General features: G+C 67.8%; 11 protein-coding genes and 1 other RNA gene. 7 read left to right on the forward strand and 5 right to left on the reverse strand.

The features are described 5' to 3' along the window. Window positions 1-33 precede the first annotated feature (33 nt). Window positions 34-2,808, reverse strand: coding sequence for an aconitate hydratase AcnA (gene acnA / locus RSP45_RS00540; protein ID WP_415392817.1), 2,775 nt, complete (start codon window positions 2,806-2,808; stop codon window positions 34-36). A 231-nt stretch (window positions 2,809-3,039) separates the two neighbouring features. Between acnA and RSP45_RS00545 the strand changes: the two genes are divergently transcribed. After that, a complete protein-coding gene (locus RSP45_RS00545; RefSeq protein ID WP_415392818.1) occupies window positions 3,040-4,134 on the forward strand; it encodes a DUF1223 domain-containing protein in 1,095 nt (364 codons plus the stop codon). A gap of 55 nt (window positions 4,135-4,189) precedes the next feature. Then, an RNA gene (gene rnpB, locus RSP45_RS00550) (RNase P RNA component class A) lies at window positions 4,190-4,573 on the forward strand. A gap of 497 nt (window positions 4,574-5,070) precedes the next feature. Here rnpB and folE2 read toward each other — a convergent pair. Together folE2 and RSP45_RS00560 are read right to left on the reverse strand one after the other, a co-directional pair. Beyond that, complete coding sequence (gene folE2, locus RSP45_RS00555) at window positions 5,071-6,033, reverse strand: GTP cyclohydrolase FolE2 (RefSeq protein ID WP_415392819.1); 963 nt, start codon at window positions 6,031-6,033, stop codon at window positions 5,071-5,073. An 84-nt stretch (window positions 6,034-6,117) separates the two neighbouring features. After that, window positions 6,118-7,284: an aminotransferase class I/II-fold pyridoxal phosphate-dependent enzyme gene (locus tag RSP45_RS00560; protein WP_415392820.1), complete on the reverse strand. Its 1,167-nt coding sequence runs from the start codon at window positions 7,282-7,284 to the stop codon at window positions 6,118-6,120. A 189-nt stretch (window positions 7,285-7,473) separates the two neighbouring features. On the opposite strand from RSP45_RS00560, the gene RSP45_RS00565 reads away from it, so the two are divergent. From RSP45_RS00565 to RSP45_RS00575, 3 genes are all read left to right on the forward strand, one after another. Then, window positions 7,474-8,403, forward strand: coding sequence for a TerC/Alx family metal homeostasis membrane protein (locus tag RSP45_RS00565; protein ID WP_415392821.1), 930 nt, complete (start codon window positions 7,474-7,476; stop codon window positions 8,401-8,403). Between the two features lie 75 nt (window positions 8,404-8,478). Further along, window positions 8,479-11,118, forward strand: coding sequence for an ATP-dependent helicase (locus RSP45_RS00570; RefSeq protein ID WP_415392822.1), 2,640 nt, complete (start codon window positions 8,479-8,481; stop codon window positions 11,116-11,118). 19 nt (window positions 11,119-11,137) lie between these two features. Next, window positions 11,138-11,737 (forward strand): inner membrane-spanning protein YciB, encoded by a 600-nt coding sequence (locus RSP45_RS00575; RefSeq protein WP_415392823.1) that lies wholly within the window; start codon window positions 11,138-11,140, stop codon window positions 11,735-11,737. A gap of 194 nt (window positions 11,738-11,931) precedes the next feature. Here RSP45_RS00575 and rpmG read toward each other — a convergent pair whose 3' ends face one another. Together rpmG and ileS are read right to left on the reverse strand one after the other, a co-directional pair. Further along, window positions 11,932-12,099 (reverse strand): 50S ribosomal protein L33, encoded by a 168-nt coding sequence (gene rpmG / locus RSP45_RS00580; RefSeq protein WP_011750518.1) that lies wholly within the window; start codon window positions 12,097-12,099, stop codon window positions 11,932-11,934. Window positions 12,100-12,304: 205 nt separating this feature from the next. Beyond that, window positions 12,305-15,229 carry an isoleucine--tRNA ligase gene (ileS, locus tag RSP45_RS00585; protein WP_415392824.1) on the reverse strand — a complete coding sequence of 975 codons (2,925 nt, stop codon included), beginning with the start codon at window positions 15,227-15,229 and terminating at the stop codon, window positions 12,305-12,307. 302 nt (window positions 15,230-15,531) lie between these two features. Here ileS and RSP45_RS00590 point away from each other — a divergent pair, with 302 nt between their 5' ends. Together RSP45_RS00590 and RSP45_RS00595 are read left to right on the forward strand one after the other, a co-directional pair. After that, the gene (locus RSP45_RS00590) at window positions 15,532-16,248 is read left to right on the forward strand and encodes a hypothetical protein (protein ID WP_415392825.1); all 717 of its coding nucleotides are present in this window, start codon (window positions 15,532-15,534) and stop codon (window positions 16,246-16,248) included. Further along, a complete protein-coding gene (locus RSP45_RS00595) occupies window positions 16,248-16,610 on the forward strand; it encodes a cell division protein ZapA (protein ID WP_073066601.1) in 363 nt (120 codons plus the stop codon). The genes RSP45_RS00590 and RSP45_RS00595 overlap by 1 nt, the downstream gene beginning before the upstream one ends. Window positions 16,611-16,624: the final 14 nt, after the last annotated feature.

Raw genomic sequence — 16,624 nt, forward strand, 5'->3', positions numbered from 1 at the left:
CCGGGGTTTGCTTTTTTCCTGAACGCGAGGGGCTCAGCCCTTGGCGAGGTTGCGCAGCACGTAGTGCAGCACGCCGCCGTTCTTGAGATATTCGATCTCGACCTCGGTATCGACGCGGGCCTTCAGCTGCACGGTTTTTTCCGAGCTGTCGGCATAGCGGATCACCGCCGGCACCAGCGACAGCGGCTTGAAGTCGCCGGCCAGCCCGGTGATCGAGATCACCTCGTCCCCGGTCAGCCCCAGGGTCTTGCGGTTGTCGCCGCCGGTGAACTCGAACGGAACCACGCCCATGCCGACCAGGTTCGAGCGGTGGATACGCTCGAAGCTTTCGGCGATCACCGCCTTGACGCCCAGCAGGTTGGTGCCCTTGGCCGCCCAGTCGCGCGACGAGCCGGCGCCGTATTCCACGCCGCCCACCACGATCAGCGGCACGCCCTGCGCCTGATACGCCATGGCGGCGTCGTAGATCGAGGTCTCCTGCCCGTCGGGGCCCTTGGTGTAGCCGCCCTCGACCCCGTCCAGCATCTCGTTCTTGATGCGGATGTTGGCGAAGGTGCCGCGCATCATCACTTCGTGGTTGCCGCGGCGCGAGCCGTAGCTGTTGAAGTCCTTGGGATCGACGCCGCGCTCGGTCAGATACCGGCCGGCCGGGGTGGTCGGCTTGAACGAGCCGGCGGGCGAGATGTGGTCGGTGGTGATCATGTCGCCCAGCACCGCCAGCACGCGCGCGCCCGAGATGTCCGAGATCACCCCCGGCTCGCGGCCCATGCCCTGGAAATAGGGCGGGTTCTGGATATAGGTCGATTCCGGCGGCCAGTCATAGGTCTCGCTGTCGGTGACCTCGACCCCCTGCCAGCGCTCGTCGCCCTTGAACACGTCGGCGTATTTCTCGATGAACATCTCGCGGGTGACGATGCGGTCCACCAGGTCCGACACCTCCTGCGAGCTGGGCCAGATGTCCTTCAGATAGACGTCCTGCCCGTCTTTCGACTTGCCCAGCGGCTCGCGCGTCAGGTCGATGTTCATGTCGCCGGCGATGGCATAGGCCACGACCAGCGGCGGGCTGGCCAGATAGTTGGCGCGCACGTCGGGGCTGATCCGGCCCTCGAAGTTGCGGTTGCCCGACAGCACCGACACCGCCACCAGATCGTGGTCGTTGATCGACTTGGAGATCGCCGGGTCCAGCGGCCCCGAGTTGCCGATGCAGGTGGTGCAGCCGAAACCGACCAGGTTGAACCCCAGCGCGTCCAGATGCTGCTGCAGGCCGGCGGCCTCGAGATACTCGGCCACCACCTGCGAGCCCGGCGCCAGCGAAGTCTTGACCCAGGGCTTGCGGGTCAGCCCCAGCTCATGCGCCTTTTTCGCCACCAGCCCGGCGGCCATCAGCACATAGGGGTTCGAGGTGTTGGTGCACGAGGTGATCGCCGCGATCACCACCGAGCCGTCGCACAGCTGGAACGTTTCGCCGTTCAGCGTGCAGGTCTGGCCGCGCTTGCGGTTGTCGCCGGGGATGCGATCAGGGGCAGGGGCGCCGCCTTCCTCGGTCATCTCGGATTTCTGCACGGCGGGGGCCGACGGCGCCACCCGGATGCCGTGGATGTATTCGGCAAAGGTCTGTGCGGCGGCGTCCAGCGCCACGTGATCCTGCGGCCGCTTGGGGCCCGAGATCGCCGGCACCACGTCGCCCAGGTCCAGATGCAGGGTCGAGGTATAGACCGGATCGTAGTCTTCGCTGCGCCAGAAGCCGTTTTCCTTGGCGTAAGCCTCGACCAGCGCGATGCGGGATTCGTCGCGGCCGGTCTGGCGCAGGTAACGCAGGGTTTCCGCATCGACCGGGAAGAACCCGCAGGTGGCGCCGTATTCGGGGGCCATGTTGGCGATGGTGGCGCGGTCGGCCAGCGGCATGTTGTCAAGGCCGGGCCCGTAGAACTCGACGAACTTGCCGACCACCTTGTGGTCGCGCAGCATCTTGACGACCTTGAGCACCAGGTCGGTGGCGGTCACCCCCTCGCGCAGGGCGCCGGTGACCTTGAAGCCGACGACCTCGGGGATCAGCATCGACACCGGCTGGCCCAGCATCGCGGCCTCGGCCTCGATCCCGCCGACGCCCCAGCCCAGCACGGCCAGCCCGTTCACCATGGTGGTGTGGCTGTCGGTGCCGACCAGCGTGTCGGGATAGGCGACGGTGGCGCCGGTCTGGTCGGTGTCGGTCCAGACGGTCTGCGCCAGATATTCCAGGTTCACCTGATGGCAGATGCCGGTCCCGGGCGGGACCACGCGGAAGTTGTTGAACGCGCCCTGGCCCCATTTCAGGAACTGGTAGCGTTCCATGTTGCGGGCGTATTCCAGATCGACGTTGCGCTGGAAGGCGCGGGGGTTGCCGAACTCATCGACCATCACCGAGTGGTCGATGACCAGATCGACCGGGTTCAGCGGGTTGATCTTTTGCGCGTTGCCGCCCAGTGCCTTGATGCCGTCGCGCATCGCGGCCAGGTCCACCACCGCCGGCACGCCGGTGAAGTCCTGCATCAGCACCCGCGCGGGGCGATAGGCGATCTCGCGATCCGACTTGCCGCCGTTCTGCGCCCAGTCGGCGAAGGCCTTGATGTCATCCACGCTGACCGTGAAGCCGCCGTCCTCGAACCGCAGCATGTTTTCCAGCACGACCTTCAGCGCGGCGGGCAGGCGGGAAAAATCGCCCAGACCGGCCTCGGTCGCGGCGGGGATCGAGTAATAGGACACTTTCTGCCCGTCGACCGTCAGGTCGCGGCGGGTCTTGGCGGTGTCGGTTCCGGTGACGATCGGCATGGGCTGTGCGTCCTCAGTATGAACAAGGTGGCTGGCAACGCCCCGATTGCCCCGACTCACCCCCGGGTGCAAGCGCGGGGTGAAAACGGGGTGGCGGCGAGTTGTATGCGACGGTATACAAATGCGTGGCGGGTTGCAAGTCTCAACTCGCGGCGGGGTGCGCTGGCCGCTGCTAACGAAGCGTTGATTTGGCGGACGGGGCCTGGCTGACCTAATTCCAAGGCAATGACAATGGCAGTTCTTCATCGGGTTCCGCAGGGACGCCCGCGCGGGATTTCGCGGCGGATCTTGGGGGCGGGGCAGGCGCTGGGGCTGGCGCTGGCCCTGATTGCCGCCCCCGCGGCCATGGCGCAGATGGCAGATCCCGGCGGCGGCGCGCAGGTGGCCGGACCGGCAGAGGCTGCGGCTCCGGCGAGCGAGCCGGCTGGGGGGCCGGCGGGGGCTGCGGCAAATGGCGCCACCGATCCCCTGGGCGCCGAGTTCGACCCCGCACCCGGCATCGGCGTGATCGAGGCGCCAATGGGCGCCGCCAAGGCCGCCCCGGAGGGCGCGTTCTCGCTGGCCCCGCAAGGCATGGCGCCCGGCGCCGCGCCCGGCATGGCCCCGATGGCCGCAGCCGGGACCGCCGCAACCGCAGCGCGCAAGCCGATCCTGGGCGCGCCGCCGGTGGTGGTCGAGCTGTTCACCGCGCAGGGCTGTTCCTCGTGCCCGCCCGCCGACCGGCTGGTCGCGGGGCTGGCCGATGCGCCCGGCGTGCTGGCGCTGACCTGGCATGTCGATTACTGGGACTACCTGGGCTGGGCGGATGGCTTCGCCAGCCCCGCCCACACCGCCCGGCAAGAGGGTTACGCCGCCGTCGCCGGCGAGCGCGGCGTCTACACCCCGCAGATCATCGTCGACGGCCAGGACACGCTGCTGGGGACCGGCCGCGCCGCGCTGCTGTCGGTGATCGAGGCCCACGCCGCCCGCCCCTCGGCGGTGATGGTCACCGCCACCGAGGAGGGCGAGGCGCATGTGATCCAGCTGACCCCCCGCGCCGCGATCCCGGGCGGGGTGGACGTGCTGCTGATCCGCTTCCTGCCCCGGCGCAGCGTGCAGGTCGAGGCCGGCGAGAACCGCGGCATGACGCTGGACTACCGCAACGTGGTGGTGGGGGCCGAGCTGCTGACCCACTGGACCGCCCGCGCGCCGCTGCGCCTGACTATCCGGGCCGGGGTCGACGCCGACGACCGCTTTCCCGACGACACCAGCCACGCGCTGCTGGTGCAGCAGGCGCTGGGGCCGGGGCGGCCGGGGCCGATCCTGGCGGCGGTGCGGCTGGACTGAGCCTTCGCGCAGCATCTTGACCCGGCGCCCGGGCCTGCGCATATCCCTGTCACGCGCGGATGGCCGGATGACCGCGGGCGGCGCTTGCGCCGGTCGAGGAAAGTCCGGGCTCCATGCAGGCATGGTGCCGGGTAACGCCCGGCGGGGGCAACCCCAGGGAAAGCGCCACAGAGAACAGACCGCCCCGCTTAGGCGCGGCAAGGGTGAAACGGTGGGGTAAAGGCCCACCGCGGGACGGGCAACCGGACCGGCACGGCAAGCCCCACCAGGAGCAATGCCGAATAGGGATCGCGCGCGGGGGCAACCCCGCAGGGCCGCCTGCGCCCCAGCAGATCCGGGTTGGCAGCTAGATCCCGCCGGCAACGGCGGGGCCAGAGGAATGGTCATCCACGGGGCGAAAGCCCCCGGACAGAACCCGGCTTACAGGCCATCCGCGCGTGTTTTTCTTGTCTGTGGAGGGGTTGCGGGGCGGTCGTGCGGCTGGGTGGCGAGCTGCGGCCAGCAGGAGGGTGCGCAGTTTCGCAGAGCTTGCCTGCAGGCCCATGTATCTTGTTATATTTACAATCGGTTGCGTCATATAGCTGATGCATGAATCGGCCCGGCGGCCATAAACCCATCGGAGCCGACTCTTGGAAGCGGCTGGTGCTTGTTCGGCGGGAGTGCGCGACAGGGACCGCAGCATTCGGGGGATGCAACGTACCTGCGTATTTTTCTTTATATTATAATAAATTGCCGACGATATCTCATACGAACGTTAGCTCGTTCCGAATCCACCCGGAAAAGCTACAGGGTCGAGCCTTGCTCGCACGGAGGTCGGCTCCAGTTGGCAGGTCGCCCTTATCAGGGACGGCAACGCCTCAGAACCGACTTCCCCGGCGCTCGCTCATTTTCGCGGTATTACAGTCGACTACCGCCGACAGCTAAGGCAACCAGCCCCTACACCCTCAGCCCCGCAAAAATATTCGGATCCAGGCTCGCCTGCGCGAAGGTGGGCCCTTCCGTCAGCAGGCTGACGGCGTCGTGGGAGTGCAGCGATTCCTGGTGGCTGGCGATCACGCGGAAATCGCCGATTCGGGGATCGAGCTCGAGCTCGTGGGCGAAGGCGCGCACCGCGTCCTCGACAAAGATCGGGTTGGCGGCGTTCAGCTCGGCAAAGGCCTGCTCGTCCTCGCGCTTGACCATCACCTGCGTCTCGGTGGCGACGGCGCGGCGGCACAGCGCCACCATGTCCTCGAACCACAGCTTCTCGTCGCCCGCCATCGCCGCGGAAATCCGCGCGACCGAGCGTTGCGAATGCGGGGTCGCCAGCTGCGCCCTTGCCGTGCGGGCATGTTCGGCCAGCTCCAGCGAGCAGGGGCAGGTCGAGGAATACACATAGTCGAAATGCATCACCCGCAGCCGCTGCCCGCCCTGATCGATCAGCTCCATCGCGATGTCGTAATATTGCCAGCCCTCCAGCCCCGAACGCAGCGAGCCGACCTTCATCGGATAGGACAGCCGCATCTGCAGCCGCGCGTCGAAACTGTCGAGGTGGTCCTTGTAGTCGCTGACCGCCGCCGCCAGCACCCCCAGCGAGAACTGCTGCTCCGCGTGGGTGTAGAAAGAGCGCATGATCCGGCTCATGTTGATGCCCTTGCGGTCGGCATCCAGGCTGACGGTGCCGGTCACGCTGGTTTCCAGCAGGATCTCGCCGCCTTCCTTGCGGCGATAGCGGATCGGCAGGCGGAAATTGGAAATCCCCACATGCTGGATCGCCTTGCGGGCGCCGACGATCAGGCTGGCCGGGCCGTTCTGCAGGTCGGGCAGGGTGGCGCGGTAGGCCTCGTCCACCCGGAAATCACCCGGGTACTCGCGGCTGAGCGCGGGCGGGACGACAGGAGGCGGCCGGTGTTCGGTCATGGCAGGTCTTTCAGCTTGGCTGGGCTGAATATGGTCACCCGCCGGCAAAAGGCCAGCACCCCGTGCGGCCATAGGCGATCTTGCCTAGGCCAGCGCGCCCACCAGGTCGGCGATCAGGTCGTCGGGGTGTTCCAGCCCTACCGACAGCCGCAGCAGCCCCGGGCCGATGCCCAGCCCTTCGCGCTCGGCCTCGGGCAGGCGCTGGTGGGTGGTGGTGGCGGGGTGGGTGACGATCGACTTGGCGTCGCCCAAGTTGTTCGAGATCGACACCAGCCGCAGCCGGTCCAGCATCGCGAAGGCCGCCTGTTTCGAGCCCAGGTCCAGCGCGATCATGGTCCCGCCCGAGCCGATCTGCCGCATCGCCAGCGCGTGCTGGGGATGCTCGGGCAGCCCCGGATAGACCACCCGCACCCCGGCGCCCTGCAGCGCCTGCGCCACCGCCTGCGCGCTGTCGGCCATGGCGCGGACCCGCAGGTCCATGGTGGTCAGCCCGTTCAGCATGATCCAGGCGTTGAAGGGCGAGATCGCGCCCCCGGTGTGCTTGAGATAGGGTTCCGCCCTGGTCCGCACGAAATCGCGGCTGCCGCAGATCACCCCGCCCAGCGCCCGCCCGCCGCCATCGACATGCTTGGTGGTGGAGTAGACCACCACATCGGCGCCCAGCTCGACCGCGCGGCTGAACACCGGCGTCGCGAACACGTTGTCGGCGATGACCAGCGCGCCGGCCGCATGGGCGATCTCGGCGATCCCCGCCAGGTCCATTACCTCGAGCGTGGGGTTGGACACGGTTTCCAGGAAACAGGCCGCGGTCCCCGGCGTCACCGCATCCCGCCACTGGTCCAGGTCGGTGCCGTCGATCAGCACCACCTCGACCCCGAACTTGCGCAGCAGCTCCAGCACGTAAAGGCAGGACCCGAACAGCTGCCGCGCCGCGACGATGCGGCTGCCGGGCGCCGCCACCGCCATCAGCGCCCCGTTGACCGCTGCCATCCCCGAGGCGGTCGCGAATGCGTCCTCGGTCCCTTCGAGGCTGGCCATCCGGTCCTCGAACATGCGGCTGGTGGGGTTGCCGTAGCGGGCATAGATGAACTCGTCCGGGCCGCTGTGCTGGAACCTCGCCTCGGCCTGTTCGGCGCTGTCATAGGCAAAGCCCTGGGTCAGGAACAGCGCCTCGGCCATTTCGCCATACTGGCTGCGGCGGATGCCGTGGTGGACGGCGCGGGTGCGGGGGTGAAGCGGGCGATCTGGCATGTTCGTCGCATACGCCTGTCGCAAATAAAGCGCAATCTTCCCTTGACGGCTGCGGCCAAGGCCCTAGATGGACAGCCGACCGGGCCCCTCTGGCGATCTGTGCGGATCGTGATGTCGGTCACATCACGCAACATCCGTTGGAGATCACCTGTGGAACTTTCTTCGTTGTTTCTTGGCCAGCCCCTGTGGATGTGGGCGGTTTTCCTGGCGCTGGTGCTGGGGCTGCTGGCGCTGGACCTGGGCGTGCTGAACCGCGGCCAGCAGGAAATCGGCGTGCGCAAGTCGCTGCTGATGTCGGCATTCTACATCGCCATCGGGCTGAGCTTCGGCGGGTTCGTCTGGGCGCAGCTGGGGTCGGAACCGGCGATCGAATACTGGACCGGCTTCGTGGTCGAAAAATCGCTGGCGATGGATAATATCTTTGTCATCGCCACGATCTTCGGTGCCTTTGCAGTACCGCGGCATCTGCAGCACCGGGTGCTGTTCTGGGGCATCCTGGGCGTGATCGTGCTGCGCGCACTGATGATCGGTTTCGGTACGGCGCTGGTGCAGCGCTATGAATGGGTGCTGCTGGTCTTTGCGGCCTTCCTGATCGTGACCGGGGCGCGGATGCTGCTCAGCCGGGACGACCACGAATCGGGCATGACCGACAACCGGCTGCTGCGCTGGATGCGCCGCAACCTGCGGGTGACGCAGGATTTCGCGGGCAACAGCTTTGTCGTCCGCCAGCCCGACGCCTCGGGCCGGATGCGGCTGTTCGTGACGCCGCTGTTCCTGGCGCTGGTGGCGATCGAGTTCGCCGACGTGGTGTTCGCGGTCGATTCGGTGCCGGCGATCTTTGCGATCACCACCGATCCCTATCTGGTCTATACCTCGAACATCTTTGCCATCCTTGGCCTGCGGGCGCTGTATTTCGCGCTGGCTGCGGTGCTGCACCGCTTCTCGGGGCTGAAGCCGGCGCTGGCGGTGCTGCTGATCTTCATCGGCGGCAAGGTGGTGGTGGCCGAGGCGCTGGGGATCGAGAAAGTCCCGGCCGCGCTGTCGCTGGGGGTGACCTTCGCCATCCTTGCCGCGGGCGTGGCGGTGTCGCTGGTCCGCAGCGCCCCGGCCCGGCGGTAACCGAACCGTGCAAAATGCGAACGGAATGGGAACGCGGGCTTTGCAGCGGCCCGCGGCTTCTCTATGTTGCAGGCCATGAGCCAGTTTGACGATCACGACGCCTTCGAGGCTGCGGCCCGCCCCTCGCTGTCGCAGCGGGCCATGGCGCCGCGGCCCGCCCCCTATCTGGACGGGCTGAACCCGGCGCAGCGGCTGGCGGTGGAGACGCTGGACGGGCCGGTGCTGCTGCTGGCAGGCGCCGGCACCGGCAAGACAAGGGCGCTGACCACCCGCATCGCGCATCTGCTGATGCAGGGCCGCGCCACGCCGGGCCGCATCCTCGCCGTCACCTTCACCAACAAGGCCGCGCGGGAAATGAAGGAACGCGTGGCCCGGCTGCTGGGCGAGACGGTCGAGGGGATGCCGTGGCTGGGCACTTTCCACTCGATCAGCGTCAAGATCCTGCGCCGCCATGCCGAGCTGGTGGGCGATGGCGAACTGCACCTGAAACCCGGCTTCACCATCCTGGACACTGACGACCAGATCCGGCTGCTGAAACAGCTGATCGCGGCCGAAAACATCGACGAGAAACGCTGGCCCGCGCGGCAGCTGGCCGGGCTGATCGACGACTGGAAGAACCGCGCTCTGACCCCCTCGCGCGTGCCCTCTGGCGAAGGCCACGCCTATGACGGCCGCGGCGTCGCGCTGTACGCCGCCTATCAGCGCCGGCTGCTGGAGTTGAACGCCGTCGATTTCGGCGACCTGCTGCTGCATTGCGTGATGATCTTCCAGGCGCACCCGGACGTGCTGGCGCAATGGCAGGACCGTTTCCGCTATATCCTGGTCGACGAATACCAGGACACCAACGTCGCGCAATATCTGTGGCTGCGGCTGCTGGCGCAGGGGCACCGCAACATCTGCTGCGTCGGCGACGACGACCAGTCGATCTATGGCTGGCGCGGGGCCGAGGTCGGCAACATCCTGCGGTTCGAGGCGGATTTCCCCGGCGCGCAGGTGATCCGGCTGGAACAGAACTACCGTTCCACCCCGCATATCCTCGCCGCCGCCTCGGGGCTGATCGAACATAACAAGGGGCGACTTGGAAAAGAGCTATGGACCGACGCACAGGACGGCGAAAAAGTCCGGTTGATCGGCCATTGGGACAGCGAGGCCGAGGCCCGCTGGATCGGCGAGAAGATCGAGGATCATCACAGTGGTCGATCAGCGGAGGCGAAAAGCCGATACAATCCGCGTCTAGAGAGTTTCGAGCAGGAGCTAGATCGGCGTTCCAAGGCTGGTCTCGGACCAATTGAAAAGCACGGCTACATTCGTCAGGCATTTGAAAGCGGCGAAGTTTATAGGAACTTGAAAACCTACAACTTGGTGCTGAATCTGCTGCAAGCAGAGAAAGACACCAGAGCCGCTGGCAACATGCTTGGAGCGGTGCAGTCATATGTAGTCCAAAAATACTCACTTAACGAGATCGCCATCCTCGTGCGCGCCAGCCACCAGATGCGGGCGTTCGAGGATCGTTTCCTGACCATCGGCCTGCCCTACCGGGTGATCGGCGGCCCGCGCTTCTACGAACGCCAGGAAATCCGCGACGCCATGGGGTATTTCCGGCTGGCGGTCAGCCCCACCGACGACCTCGCCTTCGAGCGGATCGTGAACACCCCCAGGCGCGGGCTCGGCCCCAAGGCGCTGCAGACCATCCAGCGCGAGGCGCGCGAGCGCGGGCTGTCGCTGCTGGAGGGCGCGGCGGCGGTGGTGGCGGGGGGCGGGCTGTCGGGCAAGGCCGCGGCGGCGCTGCGGCGGCTGGTCGAGCAGATGGGCGCCTTCCACGCCGAGGCGCTGGACAGCCGCGCCAGCCACGTGGCGCTGGCCGAGCGGATCCTGGACGAGACCGGCTACACCGCGATGTGGCAGAACGACAAGTCGCCCGACGCGCCGGGCAGGCTCGACAACCTCAAGGAGCTGGTCAAGGCGCTGGAAGAGTTCGACAACCTGCAGGGCTTCCTTGAACATGTGGCGCTGGTGATGGACGCGGCCGAGGGCGAGCAGGCCGAGGAAGTCTCGATCATGACGCTGCACGCCGCCAAGGGGCTGGAATATCCCATCGTGTTCCTGCCGGGGTGGGAGGACGGTCTGTTTCCCAGCCAGCGCAGCATGGACGAATCGGGGCTGAAGGGGCTCGAGGAGGAACGCCGGCTGGCCTATGTCGGCCTGACAAGGGCCGAGGAGCTGGCGACCATCAGCTTCGCCGGCAACCGCCGCCTCTACGGACAATGGCAGTCCTCGCTGCCCTCGCGCTTCATCGACGAGCTGCCCGAGGATCACATCGAGGTGCTGACCCCGCCCGGGCTCTACAACGGTGGCTATGGCGCGGCTGCCCAGTCTTTTGGGGCCCAGCCCTTTGCGCAATCGTCGATGCACGACCGCGCCTCGCGCGCCGATGTCTACAACTCGCCGGGGTGGAAGCGGATGCAGGACCGCGCCAGCGCCCGCCCGGCGCCGGTCCACCGCACCCCCATCACCATCGACGCCGAGCCTGCGGCGCGTTTCGCGGTCGGCGACCGGGTGTTCCACCAGAAATTCGGCACCGGCAGCATCATGGGTATCGCCGAGGACACCTTGACGGTCGAGTTCCCGGCCGGTTTCAAGACCATCAAGGCGGCCTATGTCCAGCCCGCCGCCACCGCCGCCCCGGACGTGACACCCGACGACGTGCCGTTCTGAACCAGCAAGGAAAGCCCCCATGTCCCCCAAACTCAAGACGCTGCTCGACTATGGGCCGCTGGTGGTCTTCCTCGCCGTGTTCCTGCTTTACCGCAACGAAACCGTCACCCTCTGGGGGCAGGGCTACCCGGGGCTGATCCTCGCCACGCTGGTGTTCGTGCCGCTGACGGTGGCGGCGAACTGGATCCTCTGGGCGCGCACCGGCACGCTGTCGGTGATGCAGCTGGTGACGCTGGCGGTGGTGGTGGTGTTCGGCGGGCTGACCATCTGGCTGAACGATCCCCGCTTCATCAAGATGAAGCCGACGCTGATCTACCTGATCTTCGCGGCGCTGCTGGCGACCGGGGTGGCGCTGCGCCGCAACTGGCTGGCCGCCGCCATGGGCGAGGCGCTGCCGCTGTCGCCCGAGGGCTGGCGCATCCTCACCACGCGGCTGATCTGGTTCTGCCTTGGCCTCGCCGTTCTGAACGAGGCGATCTGGCGCACCCAGTCCGACACCACCTGGGTGGTGTTCAAGACCGTGGGCCTGATCCTGCTGACGCTGGGCTTCTTCGCCGCCAACGCGCCCCTGTTCGCCCGCCACTCCACGGCCGAGGATTCCCGCCCCGACGCCGGCTGAGGGCATCTTCTGTCCAGAAATATCCTGGGGGCTTGCAAGCGCCCGGAAAACAGTCCGGTGGACTGTTTTCAGCGAGCAAGGCCACGGCAGTGGCGCCACGCGCCGGGGGGCAAAGCCCCCCTTTCTCCAGAAAAGAAAACCGCGCCGCGGCGATGTGCCGGGCGCGGTCCAGATCCTTGCGGAACGGCGCGATCTTACTTGATCTTGCCTTCCTTGTATTCGACGTGCTTGCGCACGACGGGGTCGTATTTGTTGACCGTCATCTTTTCGGTCATGGTCCGGGCGTTTTTCTTGGTGACATAGAAATGCCCGGTGCCCGCCGTCGAGTTCAGACGGATCTTGATCGTCGTCGGCTTCGCCATTGGTCCTGCTCCTGCTTCGGGGCGGGCCGTTGGCCGTCCGAGAACCCCGTGAAATCCTGTGAAGCCTGCCTTTTAAGCAGATGCCTGCCCGAGTCAACCGGATTCTGCCGCATTTCGCCGAAATCCCCGCGGGTTTCGCGGGTTTCCCGCGGCCGGGCCGGGGCAGGGCGCGGGCAGGCCCCGCGCCCCGTTCCGGGCGCGCCCCTCAGCCCGCCAGCACCGCGTCGCAGCGGGCGCAGGTGGCCTCGTGCGGGTGGTGGCCGACGTCGGGCAGGATCTTCCAGCAGCGCTGGCATTTCTGCCCCGGGGCTTCCTCGAACACCACGCCGATGCCCGGCACCTCGGGCAGGCGGAAGGCCTCGGGCGGGGCGGGGTCGGCGCTCAGCTGGATGGCGCTGGTGATGCAGACATCCGCGAAATCGACCGAGCGCAGCGCCGCCAGCAGCCCCGCGTCCTCGACATGCACGATCGGCGCGGCCTCGAGGCTGGCGCCGATGGTCTTGTCGGCGCGCTTGAGCTCCAGCGCCGCGGTCACCGCCCGGCGGGCGCGGCGCAGGGCGTCCCATTTCGCCGCCAGCGCCGGGTCCAGCCATTCCGCGGGCGTCGCCGGGAAGTCATGCAGATGCACGCTGTCCTCGTCCGAGGGGAAGCGCGACAGCCACACATCCTCGGTGGTAAAGGGCAGCATCGGCGCCAGCCACAGCGTCAGCCGGTGAAACAGCAGGTCCATGACCGTGCGCACCGCGCGCCGCCGCTTGCTGCCCGGCGCGTCGCAGTAAAGCGCGTCCTTGCGGATATCGAACCACAGCGCCGACAGGTCGCCGGTGGCAAAATCGAACAGCGACCGGAACACCCCCTGGAAATCATAGGCGGCATAGCCCTCGCGCACGCGGCCATCCAGCTCGGCCAGCCGGTGCAGCACCCAGCGTTCCAGTTCCGGCATCTCGGCGGGGTCGATCCGCTCGGCGTCCGAGAACCCGTCCAGCGCCCCCAGCATGAAGCGCATGGTGTTGCGCAGCCGGCGATAGGAATCGGCGGTGCCCTTGAGGATCTCCTTCCCGATGCGCAGGTCGGCGGTATAGTCCGACTGCGCCACCCACAGCCGCAGGATATCGGCGCCATACTGGTCGATGACCTCTTGCGGGGCGACGGTGTTGCCCAGCGACTTGGACATCTTCATGCCCTTTTCGTCGAGGGTGAAGCCATGGGTCAGCACCCCGCGATAGGGTGCGCGGCCGCGCGTCGCGCAGGCCTGCAGCAGCGAGGACTGGAACCAGCCGCGATGCTGGTCGGTGCCTTCCAGATACAGGTCGGCCAGCCCGTCCGGGGTGCCGTCGGCGCGGTCGCGCAGCACGAAGGCGTGGGTCGAGCCGGAATCGAACCACACGTCCAGCACGTCGGTCACCTGCTCGTAATCGGCCGGATCGACGATGCCGTCCAGCACCTGTTCCTTGAAACCGTCGCGATACCAGGCATCTGCGCCATGTTCCTGGAAGGATTCGAGGATGCGGGCGTTGACCTCGTGGCTGCGCAGCAGGAAATCGGCATCGTCCGGCCTTGCGCCGCGCCTGGTGAAGCAGGTCAGCGGCACCCCCCAGGCGCGCTGGCGCGACAGCACCCAGTCGGGGCGGTTTTCCACCATCGAGTGGATGCGGTTGCGTCCCGTCTGCGGGGTCCATTCCACCAGCGCGTCGATCGAGGTCAGTGCGCGGGCCCGGATGGTCTGGCCATAGTCGTCCATGCCGTCGTTCAGGTCGCGGTCGATGGCGGCGAACCACTGGGGCGTGTTGCGATAGATCACCGGCGCCTTCGACCGCCAGCTGTGCGGGTAGGAGTGCTTGATCTTGCCCTTGGCGAACAGCGCCCCCTGCGCGGCCAGCGCCTTGATGTTGCTGACGTTCGCGGGGCCCTCCTTGCCCTCGGCGGTCAGGATCGCCTGCCCTCCGAACAGCGGCAGGTCGGCGCGATAGCTGCCATCGGGCAGCACGTTGTGGGTCATGGCCAAGCCGAACTTCAGCGCCAGCTGATAGTCGTCGTCGCCGTGGCTGGGGGCGGTGTGGACAAAGCCGGTGCCGGCGTCCTCGGTCACATGCTCGCCGGGCAGCAGGGGCACGTCATAGTCCCATTCGCCCGCGCCGCCCTCGATCCCGCGATAGGGATGCGCCAGCACCAGCGAGGCGAGTTCCTCCGCCCCCACCTCGCGCAGCCGCCGCCAGTCGCCGGGTTCCAGTTTCGCCGCGGTGAACACCTGCTCGGCCAGCGCGTCGGCCAGCAGCACGCTGCCCTTGCCGGTCACATCGTACAACCCATAGGCGATGCCCGGCCCGTAGGCCACGGCGCGGTTCTGCGGGATGGTCCACGGCGTGGTGGTCCAGATCACCACCGACGCGCCCAGCAGGTCGGTCCTCATGCAGCCGTCCAGCGGCGCAAACTCGTGCTGCGCCACCACCGGGAACGCCACCCAGATCTGATGGCTGGTGATGTCGTGATATTCGACCTCGGCCTCGGCCAGCGCGGTCTGTTCGACCGGCGACCACATCACGGGCTTGGATCCCTGATAGAGGCTGCCGTTCATCAGCAGCTTCATGAACTCGGCCGCGATCACCGCCTCGGCGTGATAGTCCATGGTCAGATAGGGGTCGTCCCATTTGCCGGTGACGCCCAGGCGCTTGAACTCCTCGCGCTGGATGTCCACCCAGCCCTCGGCAAAGCGGCGGCATTCCTGCCGGAACTCGACCACGTCCACGGCATCCTTGTCGCGGCCCTGGGCGCGGTACTGTTCCTCGATCTTCCACTCGATCGGCAGGCCGTGGCAGTCCCAGCCCGGCACATAGCGCGATTCGCAGCCCATCATCTGCCGGCTGCGGACGATGAAATCCTTGAGCACCTTGTTCAGCGCGTGGCCGATATGCAGATGCCCGTTCGCATAGGGGGGGCCGTCGTGCAGCACGAACAGCGGCCGGTCGCCGGCGCGCTCGCGCAGCCGGTCGTAGATGCCGATCCGTTCCCAGCGGGCCAGCCATTCCGGTTCGCGCTGCGGCAGCCCGGCGCGCATCGGGAAATCGGTCTGCGGCAGGAACACGCTGTCGCGATAGTCGGGGGCGGTGGAATCGGTGGTCTCGGCGGTCATCGGGCGGTTTTCCTTGGTCGGAAGCGGCGGGCGCAAATGTCGTGCAGATCGGGCGGGCCGCCGACTTGACGCCGGGCAGCCGCAAAAGGAACCCGGTGGCGCAGGGTCACGCCACCGGGCGGCTAATTCGGAATATTCCGGCCGCTGGACACATGAGCCGCGTTATAGGTAGCGCCCGGCGCCCCGACAAGCGGGTCGGGCGTGCAGCCATACGGCGATCCGTTGCCGCAGGGGCAGCTGGCGGGTTGTATCGGGACGCCGCGTTTGCGATGAACGGACGGACGCAGGGGGATCGTTTCGTGATGAAGGACCTTTCCGCCGCCGAGCGGCGCCTGATCGCCGCTCTGGACCGCATGGATCACGCCGTCGAGCGTGCGGCGCGGCGTATGGCCGAGCTGGGCGCGGCTGCCGTGGCCCCGGCTTCGGCGCTGCCCGCGCCCGGCACCGATGTCTCGGCCGAGGTCGCGGCGCTGCACGACCGCCAGGCTGCCACGGTCGAGGCGATGCAGCAGCAGCTGGGCCGCGCGCATGAGCGTCTGGCCGAGACGGGCGCCCGTGCCGCCCAGCTGGCTGCCGCCAATGATGCGCTGGCGCAGGCCAACCGTCAGCTGGCCGCGGCCGCGGGCGGTGCCCCGGCCGACTGGGCCCGCGATGGCGGCGCCGCGATCCTCGCCGCGCTCGAGGCCGAGCTGGCCGCCCTGCGCGCCGCCCGCGCCGCCGAGATCGCCCATATGGGCGAGATCCTCGACGCGCTGGACCGGATGCTGGGGGTGCCGCCCGCCGCCTCGCCCGCGGTGCCGCCGGCGCATCCGGCGGCTGATTTCACGGCCTCGACCCCCGATCCCGAGGCGCTGCCGCTGGGGGCCGAGGATGCGCTGCCCGAGGACAGCGCCCCCGACACGATCCTGCCGCCCGGCATCGCCCATGATGAGGACCCGCTACCCGAGGATCTGGCAGGCTCCGACGACGACAGCCACCAGCCCGACACCGACCACGCCCCTGCCGAGGACCCGCGCTGATGCCCACCGTCGAATTCAACATCGGCCATAAATCCTACGAGCTCGCCTGCCAGGAGGGCGAGGAGCGGCTGCTGCGCCGCGCCGCTGCCATGCTGGACACCGAGGCCCGCGCCATCCTCGAACAGGCCGGGCGGATGCCCGAGCCGCGGCTGCTGCTGCTGGCCGGGCTGATGCTGGCCGACCGCATGTCCGCGACCGAGGACCGTGCCGCCGCCGCCGAACGCGAGCTCAACCGGCTCAAGGCCAACCCGCCGCGGATCGAGGTGCCGGTGATCCCGTCAGGCATTGCCGAGGCCATGGCCGAGATCGCCGCCCGCGCCGAGGCGCTGGCCGACCGCGCCGAAGAGGCGCTGGAAAGCTGACCTTGAATCTTCAC

This window comes from Paracoccus sp. SJTW-4 (genome assembly GCF_047716885.1).
Taxonomy (GTDB): Bacteria; Pseudomonadota; Alphaproteobacteria; order Rhodobacterales; family Rhodobacteraceae; genus Paracoccus; species Paracoccus solventivorans.